The sequence below is a fragment of the Dietzia sp. SL131 genome, assembly GCF_026672565.1.
GTDB classification, from domain to species: Bacteria; Actinomycetota; Actinomycetes; order Mycobacteriales; family Mycobacteriaceae; genus Dietzia; species Dietzia kunjamensis.
Genome location: NZ_JAPPRI010000003.1, coordinates 833,213 through 853,633 on the forward strand (window position 1 = coordinate 833,213; position 20,421 = coordinate 853,633).

Consider the following 20,421-nt stretch of genomic DNA (forward strand, 5'->3'; position numbering starts at 1 on the left):
CCCGAACCTAGGTCACTAGCTACCTAGCCCACAGTGTCCTAATGCCCTAGGGGCCTAGTGGGCTAGTGGGTGAGCTCGGCGTACCGGGCAAACAAGAGTTCCAACCGCTGCCGTTCGTTGCTGAGTTTCCGAGACGCACCGAAAACTCGGTCAACCTCCCGGTCCAAAGCATCGTGCGCCTTCACGAGCACCGGGTCCATCGCCAACGGGTTGTAGGCATCCGCCAGACTTCGGTCTGGATGCTGCGCTCGAGCATCCAGAACTTTTTGGCCGCCCTCGATGATTCGTTTCCTGTCCCTGTCCGTGAGTTCAGGCACGGGGAAGGTGTACCAAGTCAGCGTGCTTCCGAAGCGCAAATCAGACTTGATTCGCCCACCGATAGTTCGCTGCCAAGTAATGAACATCGACGATGAGATCAGGGCGAACTGGAGGTTGTCCGGGTCCTTGAGAGTGAAGTTTGCGTCGCCAGCGATCACCTCTGGACCGAACTTTGCCACCGGAAAGTAGCGCCGGTTTTCACTAACGTGCCTGGGGATGCACACATAGGGAAGATCCTGCTTGGCACGCTGACGGAACAGATGGGGGAACTGCGCGAAGTCACGAGTACTAGCTGCTCGCGATGCCGATCTGAAGTCGCGTACCCGCTCGATACGCGTCTTCAAGATCTGAGACCGACTTGCGTCGGCCGGGTTCATTCCGTCGAGCCACAGACACCAGCGGTCTTCTCCACGCAACAACTCACGCGCTCCGACGAATTGATGCACGTATTTCGCTGCAATGGGGTCAGCCATGACCTCGTCATACTCGTCGACCTCCACGATCAGATTCCCGTCATCGGTCGGCTTCGACCCGTAAACAGTCCTGCCGACCTCCGGTGAAATCGGTGCAGCAGCCTTCGTGACTAGAACGTTGGGGCCGTCCACTAGGTACGCATTGATTCCCGTTGAGACGCTGCGCGGTGTGGGCCTGCCCCTCACATCGGGATAGTCCCAGAGCTCAGGCTTGGCACTACGGTCTCGGGTGAAACCGACGATGACACAGTGCACAGCTGCTTTGCCTGGCGCTTCAGAGTCCCAGGCGAAAGTGCGGTGCGCGAACTTGATCCGCCAACCAGCGTCGAAGATCGGTTCAAATAGGCGCGGAACCTGGTCCCCTTGGCTGATCGAGTTCGTCGTGACAAACGCCCACTCGCCGTGGGCCCGGCTGGCGTACAACTGGAGAGTTTTCGCGTGCCACCCAGTCACGAAGTCCATGCGAGAGAGCTGCTTGTCCTCGCCCCACGCAGCTTGTAGATCGCGCAGCTGGTCCTGCTCCCGACCGTCCCCACGGAACGGCGGGTTACCGAATACGTAGGTGTTTCCGGCTGGTACGGGAAGGAGGTCCTTCCAGTCGATTTGGAGAGCGTTGGTGTGGTGAATGTGGGCAGTAATCGCGATCGGTAGGCGTTCGGGAGCTTGGCCGACGGCGGCGGCGAGTTCACGGTTGGCTTGGTGATCGACGAGGAACATGGCGGTTTCGGCGATCTTGGCCGGCCACCAGTTGATCTCAATGCCGTGGAACTGACCGATGGTGACCTTGGTTTCCAGCGTGGCGTCCAGTGCCATACCGGTTTGCCCCTCGCGGGTGCGGATTTCGCGGATGATCTGGGTTTCGATCCGTCGCAGGTCGCGGTAGGCGACCACCAGGAAGTTCCCGCATCCGCAGGCCGGGTCGACGAACACGTGGGTAGCGAGACTGTCGCGGAACTCGCGTAGTGCTTTGACGCTGGTGGACTTGTTATCGCAGAGTCGGTTGGCCTCGGCCTGTAGGTCGTCGAGGAACAGCGGCCCGATGGTCTTGAGGATGTTCGTCTCGGAGGTGTAGTGCTCCCCGGCCTCGCGTCGCGCTTCTTTGCTTTTGACGAGCTGAAACATCGCGCCGAACACGGCTGGGGAGATCCGGGTCCACCTGAACCGGCACGCTTTTAGGAGCGCGTCGCGCATGGCGGGGGTGAAGTACTCCAGCGGCAGAGCATCGGCGAACAGGGCACCGTTGACGTAAGGGAAACGGGCAAGCAGGTCACCGAGATTTTTGTTGCGTTTGCTGGTCGGGGTGTTGAGCACACCGAACAGGGAGTGCAGTTGTGCGCCGAGGTTGTCGGCGTCGGTGCGTTGCTCGACCCACCGGTGGAACAGGTCCGCTTCCCAGAGCCCGGCGTCGTCGCCGTAAAGCAGGAACAGGATGCGGGTCAGCATCATCGAGGCCCGCTGCACACTGGCGTCCTCATCGGCGGGATCTCCGGTGAGAACTAAATCGACGTCGATGTCTTGATCGGCCTCGTCACCGACCATCGCTTCGTAGAGCTGGGCCATCAGTTGCGCGGCATGGATGGAGGCGTCCTGCTCCTCGCGCCGCGTGACGGTTTCGTGCCCTGCAAGGAACAGCATCTCATCGAGGTGTGCGGGCACCTGGTCGATAGTGAACTCGACGTGACTCTCGCCCTCTCCGAGCTGGTCGATGCGGATGCGCTCGAAGTCGGTGACGACCACGTACTTGGGGAACTCGTGCTGTCCAATGGAACCGCCCGCGAGGTAATCCTGGGCCTGGGCTTGGGCCTTGTCCAGGTCGACGCCGAGAGACTTGGCTTCGCCGATGAACACCCCGGACTGGAAGACGTCGATCGAGCCCTTGTTTCCAGTACTGGCACGGGTAGCTTCCCGCTCGAACAAGTCGATGCGAGCGGCGTTAATGCCGAAGCAGGCGAGAAGGTCAGACCAAAATGATTGGGCGAAGCTCGACTCGGTCCCAGTGACTTTGTCGCTGCGCCACTGAGCAATGCGTTCAGACCAGTGGGTCGAGAAGATTTGCAGTTGTTGACGAATCTGGCCGCGGTCCAACGTCGTCGCCGACACTCACACACTCCTGATCTACATGGGCCGATTCACTGTTCCGACACACAAATGCTTGATCGGAACGGTGCGGACCGTGAACGCTCCTAGACATACGGTAGAGCGCCCTTGGAATACCGCTTAGGTCGGTGGTCGAACTAAAACGAGCGTTTCCAGATCTACGTCGTCCCTGCTTCGAGCTTCGGGGACGTGCGATCCATCCAACGAAGCAGCTTCCATCGCTACCTTCGCCTGTTCCAGTGCACTTGCAACGGACTGGGCGGATGCAACTCCTGAATAGAACCTTGCTGCGAAGACAACTGCGCTGGCGTCGTCGATTGCCTCCGACATCGCAATCACGGTAGGGATCGTTTGAAGTAGATCCTCAGCTCCGGCCAAGCTCTCGCAGGCGTTGAGGACTACTAGACGCGGAGGCTCGTCGGTGGCGCCGAGCAGACGTGCGAGCAAACTGAAGTCCAGCCCGTCTCCCACTTGAGTCCCAGCGTCGTTCTCCATGAGCAAGCCGAGACTATTGGCATGTCCGGAGAAGTGCACGACGTGGGGCCGGTGTTCGTTGAGGCCTTCAAGGAGGTCATACGTGGTCGCGGCGGGTAGGTGTTGGGCGTGTCAGATGGTCTGTGTGAGTTGAGCCGGAGGAGGAATCATGAACGCTATGGCTGTTGACGACCACGACGCTACGGATGTATCAGATGCTGCTGGGCTTCGCCGGGAGGTGTTCTCGGATGCGCTGATTGATCACGTACTCGCCGAGACCCGTTCGCGAGGGTTGGAGTTGACTGGCAAGGACGGCTTTTTGAACGAGATGCTCAAGGCCGTCCTTGAGCGGGGCATGGGCGCCGAGCTGACCGAGCATCTGGGCCGCGATGCCCACGCCCGTGGCGGGGACGGAAACCACCGCAACGGCACTTCGCGCAAGACCGTGGCCACCGAGGTCGGCCCGGTGGAACTGGATCAGCCCCGCGATCGGCAGGGCTCGTTCGCCTCCCAGCTCGTCCCGAAGGGCGCCCGCCGGCTCGGCGGGCTGGAGGACCAGATCATCTCGCTGTACGCCGGCGGAATGACCGTCCGGGAGATCGAGCACCACCTCGCGCGGACCCTGGGGGTGGAGCTGTCGCACGAGTCCATCGCCAACGTCACCGACGCGGTCCTGGACGAAGTCGCCGCCTGGCAGCACCGCCCGTTGGAGGCGTTCTACCCGGTGGTGTTCCTGGACGCGATCCACATCAAGATCCGCGATGGAGCCCACGTGAAGACCCGCGCTGCCCACATCGCGGTCGGGGTCGATCTTGAGGGCGTCAAGCACGTGCTCGGCATCTGGGTGCAGGCCAAGGAAGGCGCGGCGTTCTGGGCCAGCGTGTGCGCCGAACTGGCCAATCGCGGCGTCAAAGACGTCCTGATCGTGGCCTGCGACGGGCTGACCGGACTGTCCGAGGCGATTGCCGCGACCTGGCCTTTCGCCGAGGTGCAGACCTGCGTGGTGCACCTGATCCGGGCCTCGATGCGGTTCGTGTCCTACAGCGACCGCAAGAACGTGGCCAAGGCACTCAAGCCGATCTACACCGCCGCCAACGCCGAGGCCGCCAGAGCCGCACTGGAGGCCTTCGCCGAATCGCCGCTGGGCGCCAAGTACCCCACCGCCGTCAGGTCGTGGGAGGCCGCCTGGGAGCGGTTCATCCCGTTCCTGGCCTTCGGCCCAGCCACACGCAAGCTGATCTACACCACGAACTCGATCGAGTCGCTGAACTACCAGCTGCGCAAGATCACCAAGAACCGCGGGCACTTCCCCAGCGATGCCGCCGCGATCAAGCTGCTATGGCTAGCCATACGCAACATCGAGGACCGACGAGACCGAGAACGCGCCAAGGACGCTCAACGCCGAGCAGACGGCCACGCAGGCCCCCGGAAATCGATCCCCAGACTCGTCGAAGGCGCCACCATCCACGGTTGGCGAGCCGCACTGGCCGAACTCGCACTGGCCTACCCGGAACGCTTCGACCCCCACATGTGACAGACATCACTAACCAAAACTCACACAATTATCTTGACAGGCTCTAGGTGTTCGATCGTGACCAGCTCACGATACTTCGACTTCTTCAGCATCTCTCGGACCTGCCGCACCTCGTAGTCCACGCGGAGCCATACGCCAGTGGTCTCAACCGATCCGTCCGGATGCTCGACGGTTCTCTCAACTGCCTCGGGGTTCGCGGTCACGAACAGCACGCGCAGGATTTCTGGCTGGGGCGGGGCAACCTGGACATACCGGATCGCACTGGTAGGACGAGAGGCTTGCACGACCTGACGAGCATGCTGCAGCTCGGTCCTGCGGCGCTTGTCGGCAGCTCGGTCCTGCACGGTCTGTTCGGACTTCAACGCACCGGTCAGCGCGGTACTTTTTTGGCCAATGGCCCTGTTATTGGCCGCGATCTTTTTCTCGACCTCCGCCGCTTTTCTCAGCGCATCGACCTTCTTTCTATCTTCTCGCTCCGCTGCCGCGACCGCTGATCTGCGAGTGGGTTCGGACTTCGTTCGAGCCGCCTCCGCGCGCTTCTTGCTAGCCGCAGCGTCTGCTTTTACTGCTGCGTCCTGGTGCTTGGCTAAGTCACGTGAGAGTGTGGCCCCTTTGGTCTCCAGCCGACTGATGTCTGACCGGATGGTGTCACTTCTGCTCATCGCGTCCTCTCGCTGCTACCTGCCTGAAACGAGAGTACGAGATGCCTCTGACACGCACTCTGTACAAGCTGCGGCAGGACTGCCGCAGCTTGAGATGACAGCGGGGTTTAGTTCGGCAACAGGCTGCGGTGATAGTGCCCCGTGGGGTAGCCGTACTGTGACTCGCAACTTCATTTGGCGGGTTTTCACAGCTCCTGAAGACGCAAATACTGTCGCTCTGGGGTACACCCGTGCGGGACGATAAGCCTCCGACCATCGCTGCTGTGCCACAGGGTCTAGTTTGTGGCTTTCGCCGTTATATGGCGGGGTTCTGTCGACGCTCTGTGGCGGCATCTGCTCATGGCGATACACGCGAGCACCGGTCTGGTCACAGATAGCGGCAGACAGTCGTGGTGTCGCATTTGGTGGGGTCGCTGGAGGTGGCACTGTGGTGAAGGTGCGCGACGGTGTGTCGCAGTGCTTGCAGGTCGGCGATTTGGCGGTCCAGGTCGCCCAGGTGGGCTTCGAGCAGGGCGTGCACGTGCTGGCAGGGTGCGACTCCGGCGTCGCGGATGTCGAGGATCTCGCGAATCTGGGCCAGGGTGAGCCCAGCGGTGCGGCCGCGGCGAACGAAGTCCAGGCGCGCCAGGGCCGCAGGGGTGTAGTCGCGGTATCCGTTGGCGGTGCGCTCAGGCGCAGGTAGTAGGCCGGCTTCTTCGTAGAAGCGCAGCGTCTTGGTTGTGGTGCCGCTGGCCACGGCCAACTCACCGATGCGCACAGTGGCCCCTTTCTCGGCTCTCGTCCATGTTCGCCTTGACCTTCCCCTGCGCTGGAACGTCCACTATGGACGCTGAAGAGGGGTCACGCGAAGGAAGGTGGGCAAATGGGTGTGGACTACGACGTCGATCTGGCCGTGATCGGCTCAGGAGGCGCGGCGATGTCCGCCGCCATCGCGGCCAGCCAGGCCGGTAAGAGCGTCGTGCTGGTTGAGCGCGGTGTTCTGGGCGGGACGTGCGTGAACATCGGCTGCGTGCCGTCCAAGACGCTCCTGGCGGCCGCCGGGGCCCGGCACGCCGCGCTCACCAATCCCTTCAAAGGTGCCCCAACGTCAGCCGCACCGGTGAACCTCGGCGATCTGGTGGCCCAGAAGGACGCACTCATCGAGCGCCTGCGTGATGCGAAGTACGCCGATGTGGCCGCTGCCTACGGCTTCCAGGTCCGCCCAGGCCAGGCCAGCTTCCTGGACGGGGACACCCTGGCCGTCGACGGCCAGGCGCTGCGGGCCCGGGCCTATCTGGTCGCCACCGGTGCCACCCCCGCCATCCCGGAGGTGGTCGGTCTCGACTCTGTGGACCGGCTGACGTCCACCACCGCGATGCAGCTGACCGAGCTGCCTGAGTCCCTGGTCGTTATCGGTGGCGGGTACGTCGGGATGGAGCAGGCCCAGCTGTTCGCTCACCTCGGCACCCGGGTCTCTGTGGTCGGGCGTCTGGCGCCGCACGCCGAGCCGGAGCTGGCCCAGAAACTTCGGGAAGTCTTCACCGACGACGGCATCACCGTGGTCGAAGAGCGCGCGACCACTGTGGCCCGCGAACTAGGCCCCGCAGGAGAGGTGGTGGTGACCACGGACTCGGGCGAACAGGTGCGCGGCGCGCAGGTCCTGGTGGCCACCGGACGCCTGCCCCGCACCGACGGCCTGAACCTGGCCGCTGCCGGTGTGGACGTGGACGAGCGCGGCTTCGTCGTGGTCGACCAGACCCAGCGCACCTCCAACCCGCGCGTCTGGGCCGCCGGTGACGTCTCGGGGGCTCCCCAGTACGTCTACGCCGCCGCCGCCGGCGGTCGGGCCGCCGCGCTCAACGCCCTGACCGAGGACAGGTACCCGCCGGCAGCTCGGGTCGACTACGCCGGCTTTCCTGCGGTCGTGTTCACCCGGCCCCAGCTGGCCTCGGCGGGGTTGACCGAGGACGAGGCCCTCACCCGAGGGCACGCGTGCGACTGCCGCGTCCTGGACCTGTCCGATGTCCCCCGGGCGCTCGTCCAGCACGACACCCGCGGGGCGGTGAAGCTCGTCGCCGACGCCGTGAGCGGCAAGGTTCTGGGCGTGCACGCTCTGGCGGACGGGGCCGGGGAGATCATGCTGGCGGCCACCTACGCCATCAAAAGCGGCATGACCGTCGACGATCTGGCCGGGGCGTGTCAGATGGTCTGTGTGAGTTGATCCGGAGGAGGAATCATGAACGCTATGGCTGTTGACGACCACGACGCTACGGATGTATCAGATGCTGCTGGGCTTCGCCGGGAGGTGTTCTCGGATGCGCTGATTGATCACGTACTCGCCGAGACCCGTTCGCGAGGGTTGGAGTTGACTGGCAAGGACGGCTTTTTGAACGAGATGCTCAAGGCCGTCCTTGAGCGGGGCATGGGCGCCGAGCTGACCGAGCATCTGGGCCGCGATGCCCACGCCCGTGGCGGGGACGGAAACCACCGCAACGGCACTTCGCGCAAGACCGTGGCCACCGAGGTCGGCCCGGTGGAACTGGATCAGCCCCGCGATCGGCAGGGCTCGTTCGCCTCCCAGCTCGTCCCGAAGGGCGCCCGCCGGCTCGGCGGGCTGGAGGACCAGATCATCTCGCTGTACGCCGGCGGAATGACCGTCCGGGAGATCGAGCACCACCTCGCGCGGACCCTGGGGGTGGAGCTGTCGCACGAGTCCATCGCCAACGTCACCGACGCGGTCCTGGACGAAGTCGCCGCCTGGCAGCACCGCCCGTTGGAGGCGTTCTACCCGGTGGTGTTCCTGGACGCGATCCACATCAAGATCCGCGATGGAGCCCACGTGAAGACCCGCGCTGCCCACATCGCGGTCGGGGTCGATCTTGAGGGCGTCAAGCACGTGCTCGGCATCTGGGTGCAGGCCAAGGAAGGCGCGGCGTTCTGGGCCAGCGTGTGCGCCGAACTGGCCAATCGCGGCGTCAAAGACGTCCTGATCGTGGCCTGCGACGGGCTGACCGGACTGTCCGAGGCGATTGCCGCGACCTGGCCTTTCGCCGAGGTGCAGACCTGCGTGGTGCACCTGATCCGGGCCTCGATGCGGTTCGTGTCCTACAGCGACCGCAAGAACGTGGCCAAGGCACTCAAGCCGATCTACACCGCCGCCAACGCCGAGGCCGCCAGAGCCGCACTGGAGGCCTTCGCCGAATCGCCGCTGGGCGCCAAGTACCCCACCGCCGTCAGGTCGTGGGAGGCCGCCTGGGAGCGGTTCATCCCGTTCCTGGCCTTCGGCCCAGCCACACGCAAGCTGATCTACACCACGAACTCGATCGAGTCGCTGAACTACCAGCTGCGCAAGATCACCAAGAACCGCGGGCACTTCCCCAGCGATGCCGCCGCGATCAAGCTGCTATGGCTAGCCATACGCAACATCGAGGACCGACGAGACCGAGAACGCGCCAAGGACGCTCAACGCCGAGCAGACGGCCACGCAGGCCCCCGGAAATCGATCCCCAGACTCGTCGAAGGCGCCACCATCCACGGTTGGCGAGCCGCACTGGCCGAACTCGCACTGGCCTACCCGGAACGCTTCGACCCCCACATGTGACAGACATCACTAACCAAAACTCACACAATTATCTTGACAGGCTCTCTGGCCGACACCTGGGCGCCGTACCTGACCATGAGCGAAAGCCTGCGCATCGTGGCCGGCCTCTTCCGAAACCAGATGCCGACGTCATGCTGCGCCTGAAACCCGCGGCCCCAGCGGGGTGGACGAGGGCTCCCGCGGCGGCCCGCCTGGCGCCGTGAATGTGCCTTAAAAACCTACAGTCTTATGAGACACCAGGCGGGGACCGGACGCCGAGACCGCTTCATGGGCCGATGGGCACCTTCTGCCTCTCGCGAAGTCGTCTCACCGTGAACTGTCGCAGGGTGGTGCTCGGTAGGGGTTTGTGAGTCATAATCATGTCATGAGCCCCGGTGATTCACGGGGATCTGCGGATCGCTGGGCGAAAATAGACCGAAGTGCTTCCTGAACAGGGGAAACTGGGACTTGTCTAAGGTTCCATGTTCTCCAGCAGAAAGCACTCGGTAGGTGAAGCGTACTTCGTGGTCGGCCGGTCTGTCCGTTACTGCTGATGGTGTCGGGGTGATCGCCCACGCCGGGGCCATCGCGCCTCGACTTCTGGCTGATCAGGTCGGTCTGACCGCCGAGCTGTCAGGGGCCATGGCTCGCCGACAATTTATCCCGATCCACGACCGCGGCCGTGTGCTGATCGATACCGCGGTGATGCTCGCCGATGGCGGCGAGTCCATCTCCGACATCGGCGTCCTGCGCCACCAGTCCGGGGCCCTGGGCCCAGTGGCGTCGGCGCCGACGGTGTGGCGCACGCTCGATGAGGTCACTGCCGGCAAGCGCAAGAAGATCCAGGTCGCGCGTGCCCGCACCCGGCGGCACGTGTGGTCGCACCTGCCCGGCGGGGTGCCCGCATCGGCGTGTGCGGGGCGGGATCTGGGATCGACGGTCGTGCTCGATGTGGATGCCACCATCGTGGTCACCCACAGCGAGAAGGAACATGCAGCTCCGACGTATAAGCGCACGTTCGGCTACCACCCGATCGGCGTGTGGTGCGACAACACAGAAGAGTTTCTCGCCGCGAGCTTGCGCCCGGGCAATGCTGGCTCCAACACCGCTGCCGACCACATCGACGTCCTGGGCCAGGCAATCGCGCAGATCCCCGCTGCTCACCGGCGTGACCTGCTGATCCGCTCGGACGGCGCCGGCGCCTCTCACGACCTGTTGGATTGGATCACCGAGCAGAACCGCGTCCGTGGTCGACGGGTGGAGTACTCGGTCGGGTTCTCCATCACCGCCCCGATTCGCCGGGCCATCGTGACCTGCCCCGAGGCCGCGTGGGGACCAGCGCTCAATCCCTCCGGTGACATCCGGGACGGGGCCGAGGTTGCCGAGCTGACCGGATTTCTCGCTCCCGGGATGCTCGCCAAGTGGCCAGACGGGATGCGGGTCATCGTCCGCCGCGAACGACCCCACCCCGGCGCCCAGTTGTCGATGTTCGAGGAGATCGACGGGTGGCGCTACCAGGCGTTTGCCACCAACACCACCACCGGGCAACTGCAGTTTCTTGAAGCACGGCATCGGGCGCACGCCCGGGTAGAGGACCGGATCCGTCACGCCAAGGACACCGGTCTTGGCCGTCTGCCCTCACGCGAGTTCGCGCTCAACCAGGCCTGGTTGGTGGCGGTGATGCTCGCCGCAGATCTGGTGGCGTGGACACGGATGCTGGCCTGTACCGGCGAGGCTGCGGTTCTGGCCTTGTGCGAGCCCAAAGCGCTGCGCTACCGCTTCCTGCACGTCGCAGCCCGGCTGACCCGTAGCGGCCGGCGACGCCGGGTGAAGATCCCCGAAACGTGGCCCTGGGCCACCGCCATCGTCGCCGCGTTCAACAAGATCGCCGCGATCCCCAAACCAGCCTGATCTCACCTGCCCGCCCTCGACATCACCACCCGGAGACCCGCCCACCGGCAGCGCCAGCCGGCACCCCCGCACGCCCTTACGCGAAAACAAGCCCGCCGTCACCCGACAGCAGCAGTCACACCGGCCCGTGAATCAGCGGGGTGAGGCTCTTGGGGTACACCCGCGTGAGCACTGCGAGTCAGGACGCGCAGTTGCAGTTGGATGCACTCGTGGATTCCGGGGTGCAGAAGCGGGATGTGTTCGCGGATGTGACCTCGGGTAGCCGGACCGCGATCGAACGCCCGGGGATGAAGCGGCTATTGGACTACGTCGAGTCCGGCGACACGGTCGTGGTGTACCCCAGATGCCTCATAGCCCGATTCTGCCCCACAAATCCCTACCGAAGCCGGCTCTGAAACAAATTACGTCAAGACGACTTAGTGAGACTCCGGTGGGTGCCTGTAGCGCCAGGAAACCTGTTCAAAACTGGCCGTAGTCCTGGACGAGATTAAGTGTCTTGACAACCTTTAGGTTTTCAAGGCGTTCGCAGTAGTTCAGTAGACGCTGTATAGTTCAGCAAGTGCTGACTATTGCTTCTCGTGTGGATGTAATGAACCGGTTAGGACGGGCGATGGCCGACCCGACACGGTCCCGGATACTGCTGATCCTGCTCGAGCGGTCGGCCTATCCGGCAGAGCTGGCCCGCATCTTGGAGCTGACGCGGTCGAACGTGTCGAACCATCTAGCATGCCTGCGCGACTGCGGGATCGTTGTCGCAGTGCCCGAAGGACGCCAGACCCGGTATGAGATCGCAGACCCGCACTTGGCGCGGTCGCTATCCTCCTTGGTCGAGGTCACCCTCGCCGTCAACGAAGATGCCCCCTGCTTGGAGCCCGACTGCTCAGTGCCGGGTTGTCACGCCACGGAGGTCCAGGCGTGATCCTGTCCTCGGCCCTGCAGGCGATCGGCCTGTTCGTTGCCACCAATATCGACGACATCATCGTCCTGTCGCTATTTTTCGCCCGCGGAGCAGGCCAACGCGGAACCACCGCACGCATCTTGGTCGGCCAATACCTTGGATTCGCCGGCATCCTTGGCGCCGCTGTGCTCGTCTCCCTGGGCGCGGGAGCCTTCCTGCCCCCGGAGGCCATCCCTTACTTCGGCCTGATCCCACTTGGCTTGGGACTGTGGGCCGCGTGGCATGCCTGGCGCGGGGACGATGATGACGACGACGAAAAGATCGAGGGCAAGAACGTCGCCGTGTGGACCGTGGCCGGCGTAACCTTCGCCAACGGTGGAGACAACATCGGCGTCTACGTCCCCGTCTTTCTCAACGTGGGCCCAGGAGCCGTGGTCGCCTATTGCATCGTGTTCCTAGTGCTGGTGGCGGGACTGGTGGGCATAGCCAAATTCGTCGCCACCCGCCGACCTATCGCCGAAGTCCTAGAGCGCTGGGAACACATCCTGTTCCCGATAGTCCTGATCGGCCTAGGTGCCTTCATCCTGATCAGCGGCGGAGCATTCGGACTCTGACAAAACCGACTCAAACCCCACCGCACACTCGTGAGCCGCCGACTCGCTCTAACCCTTCCGACAGAACGCCCGATTGGTACGTCGCCGCCAAAAAGTAGCCGACAGAAGACCGCCACAAAGCGATCAAGTCCACAGGGTTCGGTTCGATACTTATGAAACGGCGTCCCGCCGGGTCTAGTATGTATTGACACGCAGACCGGGCGAAAGGGTCTTCTGATGGCTGATCGGATCGGGACGTTGCGGGGCCGCTCGGGTGACGGTGACGAGGAGGTGCTCATCGTCAGCCGCGGGAGCGTGCGCACTCGGTTCCGTCGCCGGGATGAGTTGGGTTGGAACTTCCGGGTGGAGTCGACGGACTCGGAGAACGTCATCGAGCGGAATGCGAAGCCAAAGCCGGCTCCGAAGTCGGCTCGCCGGGCCTCGCGTCCGCGTGGGCAGCGAGTGGCGTACGTGCGGGTGTCGGCCGCCGATCAGAACGAGGCGCGTCAGCTCGAGGCAGTGGGGGAGTGCGACCGGGTCTATGTCGAAAAGCAGTCGGCTCGCTCGCGTGCTGATCGGGTGAAGCTCGCCGAATGCATCAGGTATCTGCGAGATGGTGACGAGCTGGTTGTCGCCTCGATGGACCGGCTCGCCCGATCCCTGGTCGACCTCAAACAGATCGTCGGCGAGATCACCGGAAAAGGCGCGAGTGTGGAGTTCGTCCACGAGCGGGCCACCTACGCAGCTGGCGCCCAGGATCCTCGCGCCGACCTGATGCTCTCTCTTCTCGGGGCGTTCGCCAAGTTCGAACGCGCCATCATCCGTGAACGCCAGGCCGAGGGCATCGCCATCGCCAAGGCGAAGGGCAAGTACAAAGGCCGCAAACGCGTCCTGACCGAGGAGCAGATCGACAAGGCCCGCGCCCACATCCAGGCGGGGGAGGGGCCATCGGCCATTGCCCGGGACCTCGGAGTGGGCCGTTCCACGCTCTATCGCGCACTTCAGCGCCCGCAGTCGTAGATAGCTGATGTGTAGCGGTAGCCCGTCCCCAGCATGACGAAGCCGGACCTACACGTGAACGAGACAGCGCGGATAAGTCAGACGTCGTCCTGAGCCGCGCGAGTCCTCAAGTTTCCGCTCAGCGAGTGCCGGTTGAGCGCAGACCGTAATTGGTGGTAGCACCCCAACGATAGAATCGAAGATTACGCCAGAGACGGAGAGACAAATGGTCAAGAACTTCCTTCGCAAGCTAGTTGAGCCCGAGACGCGGGCCCTCTATCACTGGAGGTGCCCCTGCGGGGCACACTCACGCGGAGGCCATCCCTCCGAGTATGACGCCGAGCGCAGAGCCGAGCGACACCAATTGGAAGCCGGGGTCGAACTCAATGCTCACCTCGCCGGGGAGCGTCACCCCATTCCCGAGGTGTACGCCACGGAAGACGTGATCGAATAGTTCGATCGTGCAGTTGTCGGAACTGACGCTGGGAAGGCGCAACACGTACCGCATTTGGTGATCGTCAATCGCGACACCTGCGTGGGGTCCGGTCCCTTGGCATGAGGTCACCGGGCCTCCCGAGCAAACGTTTCATCCATGGAAGATGATCCAGGCCGGACTGTCACGGTCGTGGGGAGAACGCTAGTTGACGTCGCCGGCTCTTGAGCTTTCCCCGCAGCGCGCTTCTTCCGCGACTAGGCGAAGGGAAGCTAAAGCCACTCTATATTTCTGTTTTCTCTGAGTGACCACACGAAACGAGTACTATTCGCCTGAGTGACTATAAGACGGTCGCCCGTGTCCAACTCGAACGAATCGTCGTCGAATCGATTGTACGTATAGGCCATCCCAGTGCTTTTCTCGATGAAATTCCACTGATTGTTCCAGTCGCCCCTGTACTCGAAGTCACTCATGTGGGCACCATACAAGCCGATGGAAGAGACGGCTACCACTTGTGTACCGTTAGGTTCCTCCGATCGACTTCCCTAGTGGTGTTCACTCCAAACTCGCGCGACACGTTCACGGGACGCCCTGACTCGCCGCGCCCCTTTCAATGCGTGGGGTGCTGCGGGCGGGTCAAACTCGGTGGCCTCCTGGATATGCCCGTGGTGGGCAGTCGGCCCGGCAAGGGGCCGACCTATCCCGGGACGTTCTGGTGAAGCGCCATCTACCAGGTTCACCTACGGGGAGGAGGCTGACTTGACATAAGGTCTGGATATCGGCGGGTGACCCAGCCTGGTCGATTGTCGTACGACCGACCAGGCCGGGCATTGATCGTTAGCTGATCGCGGACAGGAGTTCGGTGCAGGCCTGTTCGCATTTGCGGCAGGCTTCGGCGCAGACGCGACAATGCTCGTGCATGTCCTCGTGCTTCTTACACTCGGTGGCACATTCTGCGCATGCTGTCCGGCATGCCTCGAGCGTGGTCTTGACCGTGGCGAGGTTCTGCCCGGTGCGACGGCTGAGGATTTTGCCAGTGGTTGCGCAGAGATCGGCGCAGTCAAGGTTGAGGCGAATGCAGTTCCGTAGGTCTGCGACCATCTCTTCGGCCAGGCAGGCGTCAGCGCACGAGGTGCAAGTCTGTGCGCATTCGAGACACGCGGCGATGCAGTCGGCAAGCTTCTGCACGTCTATGCCGGAAGCGTCGTTGGGGTGGGTTTCGATCATTGAAGTGATGTGAGACATCGATGTGCTCCCTTCTTCTCCGAGTCGTCGCTGGAGGCGCCCAGCTAACGCCGACGCTACTGATGCGCAGAACTGGCTACAGTCCCTCGGTTCGACCTTCGCAGAATCTTTGTAATAACAAGCGTCCAATACCCGTTGTAGCGGCTTTTCGCAGAAGGGCGGATCATTGTGCGGAGCGGTGACGCACGGTGATCCACTGCGCTGTGATGATGACTAGGGCCACGATCGCGGTGATGCCCAGCGTGAGTGGGTCGGACTGCGCCTTGAGCAGGAGGAAGGGTACGAGCACTGCGACGTCGAGGACGATCGCGACCCACGGGATCCACGCCTTGGCATTGACGTCGTCCTTGAGGCGTCGGACGATCCCGTAATGGATGGCGATGTCCATTGCCAGGTACAAGATCGCCCCCAGGGAGGCGATCTGTGACAGGTCGAAGAAGGCTGCCATGAGGATCGCCAGGCCGGCTGTGATGTAGAGCGACTGGTGTCCGCCAGCCCCGGGTAGGCCCGGCACCTGGCCCATGTCGCGGAGCATGTCGTAGAGCTTGGAGACAGAGAACAAGCTCGCGATGAGTCCTGACAGCGTCGCCACCACCGCGATGATCACGGTCAGCGTGACGCCCCAGGATCCGAACATCGGCTTGGCAGCCTCGGCGAGGGCGTAGTCGCGGGCCCCGATGATCTGCGGAACGGTCAGGCTGGCGGTTACTGCGACGGTGATCAACAGGTAGAGGACGGTGCACAGGGCGATGGAGATCATGATGGAGCGGCCGATGTTGCGCTCCGGGTCCCGTAGGTCCGCGCCCTGGTTGGTGATCGTGGTGAAGCCCTTGTAGGCCAGGATGCACAGGGTCACCCCGGCCAGAAAGCCCATCCAGCCGTGCTCCGGTGGGGTGCGTTCGGCGACGGTGAACAGTCGGCCCAGCGAGGACACGCCCGCGGCCAGGATGCCGGCGATCGCCAGCACCGCGATGCCCACGATCTTGAGCGCCGCGGTAGCGGTGGCTGACCGCTCGACCCACTGGTTGCCCACCAGGTTGACCAGCGCGGCGGCGGCGATGGCGAACACTGCCAGCACCGGCACCCACAGGGAGGAGTCCTGCATGCCGAACGGCCGCAGCACGTAGGTGCCGAAGGTCCGCCCCAGCAGGGACTCGGCGAGGATCATCGACACGTACATGAACAGGGAGAACGTGCCGGCCGCCACCCCGGGCCCGTAGGCGGCTTTGAGCAGCATCGCGATCCCGCCCGAGGACGGGTTGGTGGCCGAGTACCGGATGTAGGAGTAGGAACTGAACGCCACCACCACCGCGCCGGCGAGGAACGCCCACGGCACCCAGCCGCCGGCCAATTCCGCGACCTGGCCCACCAGGGCGAAGATGCCGGCTCCGATCATTACCCCGGTTCCCAGCGCGACGGATCCGGTGAGAGTGAGCTTGTCTTGGGACTGTGTGCTGTGGTCCATGCTGACCGCACTACCTTCCTGCCGGTGGGTGGCCGCGTCGGTGGCGATATCGGCGCGAGTGGGGATGTCAGGCGAGTTGCATAGTGGTCAGGCAGGTGAGGTCGTCGTCGCCCGTGGAGATCGGAGCGGTGGCCGTTCTGCCGTCGTGGTCGATGGTGAGCGTGGCCGTGATGCCTCGCGGTAGCCAGAGCCCGAGGAAGCCGTTGTCGTAGGTGGTGAGCGGTTCGTCGATGAGGGTGTCACCGGAGGCGTTATCGGTGACTGTGACGTGCACCTGTTCGTTGGCGATCTCGCCGAGGCAAGTGGTCAGGCTGTGGAATCGGCAGGGGTGGGTGCTCGTGTAATACGGAGCCACTGACAGATAGAACTGGTCCTCTGGAATAGGAATCGTCTCGAGGCTCTCATCGCCACTGGTCAAGACCAGCTCTGTCGGCTGCACCGAGGCGATCAGATCGTTCGGCCTGTCGGCCACCGGCATGGTGTCGAGCGTGTTGATGATCTGGGGTGCGTCGAGGCCGGCGAGGTCGTAGTGCTCCAACGACGCGGGAGGCCAGTTGGGTACTGCATTTTCGGCGGGCCCGGGCGAGCAGCCGGTCAGGGTCAGGGCAGCGGCGGCAACGAGCGCGATCGCGGCTCGTCTCCGAGTGGAGTGGGTGGTGTTCATCGGATTCATCCTCGTTGCATCGCTGTGGTGACGGTGTCCGGGCGGAGGTCGAGACGGCGCAGCAGCTGCGCGTTGAGAGCAACGACGACGGTGGAGGCGGACATGAGGATGGCGCCGACGCCCATGGGCAGTACGAATCCGATCGGGGCCAGGACACCTGCGGCCAGGGGCACGGCGGCGAGGTTGTAGCCGGCGGCCCACCACAGGTTCTGCTTCATCTTGCGGTAGCTCGCCCGGGAGAGTTCGATGACCGAGAGCACAGAGCGGGGATCCGATGAGGCCAGGATGACGCCGGCGGAGCCGATCGCCACGTCGGTCCCGGCGCCGATGGCGATGCCGACGTCGGCTTGGGCCAGTGCGGGCGCGTCGTTGACCCCGTCGCCGACCATGGCGACCTTCTTGCCTTCGGACTGCAGTTCGGCGACTTTGGCGGCCTTGTCTTCTGGCCGGACCCCGGCGAAGACCCGGTCGATGCCGAGTTCGGCGGCGACGGTGTCGGCCACGGCGCGAGCATCGCCGGTGATCATGACGACTTGGGCTCCGGCGGCATGCAGGGCGTCGACGGCGTCCCGGGATTCCGGCCGGATCTCGTCGGCCAGCCGCAGCGCGCCGATCACCCGGCCCTCGGCGAGGATGTGCAGGATGATCGCGCCCTCGCCTCGCCACTGGTCGGCGATGGGGAGTTCATTGCGTCCGTGCTGATCGAGCAGGTGGGGGCCGCCGACTTCGACCACGGTGCCGTTCACCGTGGCCTTGACGCCCACGGCCGGGGAGGAGGAGAAGTCGGTCGCCTTCGACACGGTCAGGTCGCGGGTCTGTGCGGCCCCGACCACGGCTCTGGCCAGCGGGTGCTCACTGTCGGACTCGGCGGCTGCAGCCAGGGCAAGCACCTCGTTGGCGGTGTGCCCGTCTATTGATTCGATTCCGGTGACGGTGGGTTCGCCCTTGGTCAGGGTGCCGGTCTTGTCGAACAGGACGGCGTCGACGGTGCGCATCGACTCGAGCGCGAGGCGGTCCTTGATCAGTACGCCGCCGCGGGCGGCGCGTTCGGTGGCGATGGAGACCACCAGCGGGATCGCCAATCCCAGCGCGTGGGGGCAGGCGATGACCAGCACGGTGATCGTGCGCACCACACCCGCGTCCGGCAACCCGAGAGCGCTCCAGATGATCGCGGTGATCACGGCCGATGCGAGGGCGAACCAGAACAACCAGCCGGCCGCGGTGTCGGCGATGCGCTGGGCCCGCGAGGAGGATGCCTGTGCGTCGGCCACCAGCTTCTGAATTCCGGCCAGAGCGGTGTCGTCCCCTGTCGCCGAGACCTTCACGCGCAGGCCGGAGTCAGTGGCCACGGTGCCTGCGACGACCTGCTCGCCGATGCCGCGGCGGACCGCCTTGGATTCGCCGGTGACCATGGATTCGTCCATGCTGGCCGAGCCGTCGATGATCGTGCCGTCGGCGGGCACAGAAGCACCGGGGCGGACGATCACCACGTCGCCGACCACCAGGTCGGCCGGGGAGACGATGACGACGTCGTCATCGTCGACCTTCTCGGCCTCATCCGGCAGCAGCGCCGCCAGGGAGTCGAGCGCGGAGGTGGTCTGCGCCAGGGAGCGCATTTCGATCCAGTGGCCCAGCAGCATGATCACCACCAGCAGGGCCAGTTCCCACCAGAAGTTCAGCTCATGATCCAGGATGCGCAGGGTAGCGCCCCAGGAGGCGATGAACGCCACCGTGATCGCCAGGCCGATCAGGAGCATCATGCCGGGCTGGCGAGCGCGGAGCTCGGACAGCGCGCCGGTCAGGAACGGCCGACCGCCCCAGAGATAAATCACCGTGCCCAGGGCGGGGGAGACCCACCACACCCAGCCGGCCTCCGGCAGCTGGTAGCCGATGAGGTCGGCGAACATGTCATTGAAGCCGACCACCGGCACTGCCAAAACGAGCATGATCCAGAACAGCCGCCGGAACTGCCCGACGTGGTCTGCGTGCCCCGCATGACCGCCGTGGTCTTCATGACCGGAGTGATGCTGTCCGGTGTGGCCGTGGCCCGCCGCGTCGTCAGCTGCGCCCGGGTGATGATGTTCGGCTACCGAGGTGGCCATCTCGTCGGGGCGGCCGGCCGAACCGTCACCGGGTCCGCCGCGGCGATCATGGTGGTGGTGATCGTGTGGCTGACTCATTTGGCTACTTTCGTGTGAGCGCCGGCGGCCAGGGCGGCGTCATCGTCAGCCTGCGGACGGCCGGTGGCGGCGATTCGTTCTAGGTCCGTGGGCGTGGAGCAGCACGAACACGCTTCCTTGACGGCCGTGAGCGGGAGCGCAGAGCGCGTTGTGGAGAACATGGATTTTCCTCTCCGCGTGGTGTGGTGTCTCGGGTGTCGTGCCGGGCCGGTGTGGCCCATGGCGATCGGGTGGTTAGAGCGAGGTGAGCAGGTCGCGCATGGTGTCGATCTCCTGCTGCTGGGTGTCGATGATGGTCTGGGCCAACTCGACCGCAGGCTGGTAGCGGCCACCTTCGACCTCCTCCTCGGCCATGGCGATGGCGCCCTGGTGATGGGCGATCATCTGCTCCAAAAACATCCGGGCGGCGTCGGCTCCCTGTGCGTCGGACAGCTGTTCTAGTTCGTCGTCGGAGAGCATTCCCTCCATCATGGACATGTCGTGACCGCCGTGACCATCCTGCGGTTCGGTCGCCTCGCCCCACTGCTCCAGCCAGTCGGTCAGCTGCGCGATCTCGGGGCCCTGGGCAGCCTTGATCTCCTCGGCGAGCGCCGCGACGTCGGCGGGGATGTCGTCCTTGGCCAGGATGATGTCGCTCATCTCGATCGCCTGCTGGTGGTGCGGGAGCATCATCTGCGCGAACATCACGTCGGCCTGCGAATGCTCCTCGTCCTGGCCAGAGGCAACGGTGCCGGCCACGGGTGTGGTGGCGCCGGCCGCGGTGGTGGGCGCGGCGGGCGAGGCTTCGGTGCTGTCGGTGCTGTCGGTGCAGGCGGACAGCGTCAGGGCAACGGCGGTCAGGGCTGCGGGCAGGAGCAGAGTGGTGCGGGTCATCGTGGTCGATGTCCTTTCGGGTCGGCGTCAAGATCGGGTGGTG

Annotated in this window: 17 protein-coding genes and 1 pseudogene; 9 read left to right on the forward strand and 9 right to left on the reverse strand. The window is 64.3% G+C overall.

Going from position 1 to position 20,421, the window contains the following annotated elements; genetic code table 11:
* Positions 1–62: 62 nt before the first annotated feature.
* Both OVA21_RS04770 and OVA21_RS04775 read right to left on the reverse strand, forming a co-directional pair.
* Complete coding sequence (locus OVA21_RS04770) at positions 63–2,891, reverse strand: DNA methyltransferase (protein WP_096905729.1); 2,829 nt, start codon at positions 2,889–2,891, stop codon at positions 63–65.
* Positions 2,892–3,008: 117 nt separating this feature from the next.
* Positions 3,009–3,473, reverse strand: a pseudogene (locus OVA21_RS04775) (CHAT domain-containing protein); the annotation flags it as partial.
* A gap of 67 nt (positions 3,474–3,540) precedes the next feature.
* Here OVA21_RS04775 and OVA21_RS04780 point away from each other — a divergent pair.
* A complete protein-coding gene (locus OVA21_RS04780; RefSeq protein ID WP_069388925.1) occupies positions 3,541–4,896 on the forward strand; it encodes an IS256 family transposase in 1,356 nt (451 codons plus the stop codon).
* 20 nt (positions 4,897–4,916) lie between these two features.
* Here the strand turns inward: OVA21_RS04780 and OVA21_RS04785 are convergent, their stop codons facing one another.
* Both OVA21_RS04785 and OVA21_RS04790 read right to left on the reverse strand, forming a co-directional pair.
* Complete coding sequence (locus OVA21_RS04785; RefSeq protein ID WP_143337691.1) at positions 4,917–5,558, reverse strand: hypothetical protein; 642 nt, start codon at positions 5,556–5,558, stop codon at positions 4,917–4,919.
* 367 nt (positions 5,559–5,925) lie between these two features.
* Positions 5,926–6,315: a heavy metal-responsive transcriptional regulator gene (locus OVA21_RS04790; RefSeq protein WP_096905725.1), complete on the reverse strand. Its 390-nt coding sequence runs from the start codon at positions 6,313–6,315 to the stop codon at positions 5,926–5,928.
* 105 nt (positions 6,316–6,420) lie between these two features.
* Here OVA21_RS04790 and merA point away from each other — a divergent pair, with 105 nt between their 5' ends.
* The 7 genes from merA to OVA21_RS04825 all read left to right on the forward strand — a co-directional run bounded on the left by merA (position 6,421) and on the right by OVA21_RS04825 (position 13,539).
* A complete protein-coding gene (gene merA / locus OVA21_RS04795; protein WP_268091911.1) occupies positions 6,421–7,758 on the forward strand; it encodes a mercury(II) reductase in 1,338 nt (445 codons plus the stop codon).
* A gap of 24 nt (positions 7,759–7,782) precedes the next feature.
* The gene (locus OVA21_RS04800) at positions 7,783–9,138 is read left to right on the forward strand and encodes an IS256 family transposase (protein WP_069388925.1); all 1,356 of its coding nucleotides are present in this window, start codon (positions 7,783–7,785) and stop codon (positions 9,136–9,138) included.
* Between the two features lie 489 nt (positions 9,139–9,627).
* The gene (locus OVA21_RS04805; protein WP_096905723.1) at positions 9,628–11,028 is read left to right on the forward strand and encodes an IS1380 family transposase; all 1,401 of its coding nucleotides are present in this window, start codon (positions 9,628–9,630) and stop codon (positions 11,026–11,028) included.
* Between the two features lie 140 nt (positions 11,029–11,168).
* Positions 11,169–11,423: a recombinase family protein gene (locus OVA21_RS04810; RefSeq protein WP_241728303.1), complete on the forward strand. Its 255-nt coding sequence runs from the start codon at positions 11,169–11,171 to the stop codon at positions 11,421–11,423.
* A 164-nt stretch (positions 11,424–11,587) separates the two neighbouring features.
* Positions 11,588–11,947 (forward strand): Cd(II)/Pb(II)-sensing metalloregulatory transcriptional regulator CmtR, encoded by a 360-nt coding sequence (gene cmtR / locus OVA21_RS04815; protein WP_096905722.1) that lies wholly within the window; start codon positions 11,588–11,590, stop codon positions 11,945–11,947.
* Positions 11,944–12,540, forward strand: coding sequence for a cadmium resistance transporter (locus OVA21_RS04820; protein ID WP_096905721.1), 597 nt, complete (start codon positions 11,944–11,946; stop codon positions 12,538–12,540). The genes cmtR and OVA21_RS04820 overlap by 4 nt, the downstream gene beginning before the upstream one ends.
* A gap of 216 nt (positions 12,541–12,756) precedes the next feature.
* Entirely contained in the window at positions 12,757–13,539 is a 783-nt protein-coding gene (locus OVA21_RS04825) for a recombinase family protein (protein ID WP_096905720.1), read from the forward strand.
* A 1,249-nt stretch (positions 13,540–14,788) separates the two neighbouring features.
* Here the strand turns inward: OVA21_RS04825 and OVA21_RS04830 are convergent.
* The 4 genes from OVA21_RS04830 to OVA21_RS04845 all read right to left on the reverse strand — a co-directional run bounded on the left by OVA21_RS04830 (position 14,789) and on the right by OVA21_RS04845 (position 19,271).
* Positions 14,789–15,196 (reverse strand): four-helix bundle copper-binding protein, encoded by a 408-nt coding sequence (locus tag OVA21_RS04830; RefSeq protein ID WP_063973295.1) that lies wholly within the window; start codon positions 15,194–15,196, stop codon positions 14,789–14,791.
* A gap of 163 nt (positions 15,197–15,359) precedes the next feature.
* Positions 15,360–16,661 (reverse strand): APC family permease, encoded by a 1,302-nt coding sequence (locus OVA21_RS04835; RefSeq protein WP_096905718.1) that lies wholly within the window; start codon positions 16,659–16,661, stop codon positions 15,360–15,362.
* A 67-nt stretch (positions 16,662–16,728) separates the two neighbouring features.
* Complete coding sequence (locus tag OVA21_RS04840; protein WP_173674769.1) at positions 16,729–17,325, reverse strand: CueP family metal-binding protein; 597 nt, start codon at positions 17,323–17,325, stop codon at positions 16,729–16,731.
* Between the two features lie 5 nt (positions 17,326–17,330).
* Positions 17,331–19,271 carry a heavy metal translocating P-type ATPase gene (locus OVA21_RS04845; RefSeq protein ID WP_096905717.1) on the reverse strand — a complete coding sequence of 647 codons (1,941 nt, stop codon included), beginning with the start codon at positions 19,269–19,271 and terminating at the stop codon, positions 17,331–17,333.
* Positions 19,272–19,310: 39 nt separating this feature from the next.
* Between OVA21_RS04845 and OVA21_RS19250 the strand changes: the two genes are divergently transcribed.
* Positions 19,311–19,523: a hypothetical protein gene (locus OVA21_RS19250; protein WP_143337690.1), complete on the forward strand. Its 213-nt coding sequence runs from the start codon at positions 19,311–19,313 to the stop codon at positions 19,521–19,523.
* A gap of 216 nt (positions 19,524–19,739) precedes the next feature.
* Here OVA21_RS19250 and OVA21_RS04850 read toward each other — a convergent pair whose 3' ends face one another.
* Complete coding sequence (locus OVA21_RS04850) at positions 19,740–20,378, reverse strand: DUF305 domain-containing protein (RefSeq protein ID WP_096905715.1); 639 nt, start codon at positions 20,376–20,378, stop codon at positions 19,740–19,742.
* Positions 20,379–20,421: the final 43 nt, after the last annotated feature.

What these genes read in the sequence shown, in the direction of transcription:
- OVA21_RS04825 (WP_096905720.1), top strand. Translation starts at nt 12,757, where the DNA reads ATGGCTGATCGGATCGGGACGTTGCGGGGCCGCTCGGGTGACGGTGAC.
- OVA21_RS04780 (WP_069388925.1), top strand. Translation starts at nt 3,541, where the DNA reads ATGGCTGTTGACGACCACGACGCTACGGATGTATCAGATGCTGCTGGG.
- OVA21_RS04800 (WP_069388925.1), top strand. Translation starts at nt 7,783, where the DNA reads ATGGCTGTTGACGACCACGACGCTACGGATGTATCAGATGCTGCTGGG.
- OVA21_RS04840 (WP_173674769.1), bottom strand. Translation starts at nt 17,325, where the DNA reads ATGAACACCACCCACTCCACTCGGAGACGAGCCGCGATCGCGCTCGTT.
- merA (WP_268091911.1), top strand. Translation starts at nt 6,421, where the DNA reads ATGGGTGTGGACTACGACGTCGATCTGGCCGTGATCGGCTCAGGAGGC.
- OVA21_RS04785 (WP_143337691.1), bottom strand. Translation starts at nt 5,558, where the DNA reads ATGAGCAGAAGTGACACCATCCGGTCAGACATCAGTCGGCTGGAGACC.
- OVA21_RS04850 (WP_096905715.1), bottom strand. Translation starts at nt 20,378, where the DNA reads ATGACCCGCACCACTCTGCTCCTGCCCGCAGCCCTGACCGCCGTTGCC.
- OVA21_RS04835 (WP_096905718.1), bottom strand. Translation starts at nt 16,661, where the DNA reads ATGGACCACAGCACACAGTCCCAAGACAAGCTCACTCTCACCGGATCC.
- OVA21_RS04845 (WP_096905717.1), bottom strand. Translation starts at nt 19,271, where the DNA reads ATGCTCGTTTTGGCAGTGCCGGTGGTCGGCTTCAATGACATGTTCGCC.
- OVA21_RS04830 (WP_063973295.1), bottom strand. Translation starts at nt 15,196, where the DNA reads ATGTCTCACATCACTTCAATGATCGAAACCCACCCCAACGACGCTTCC.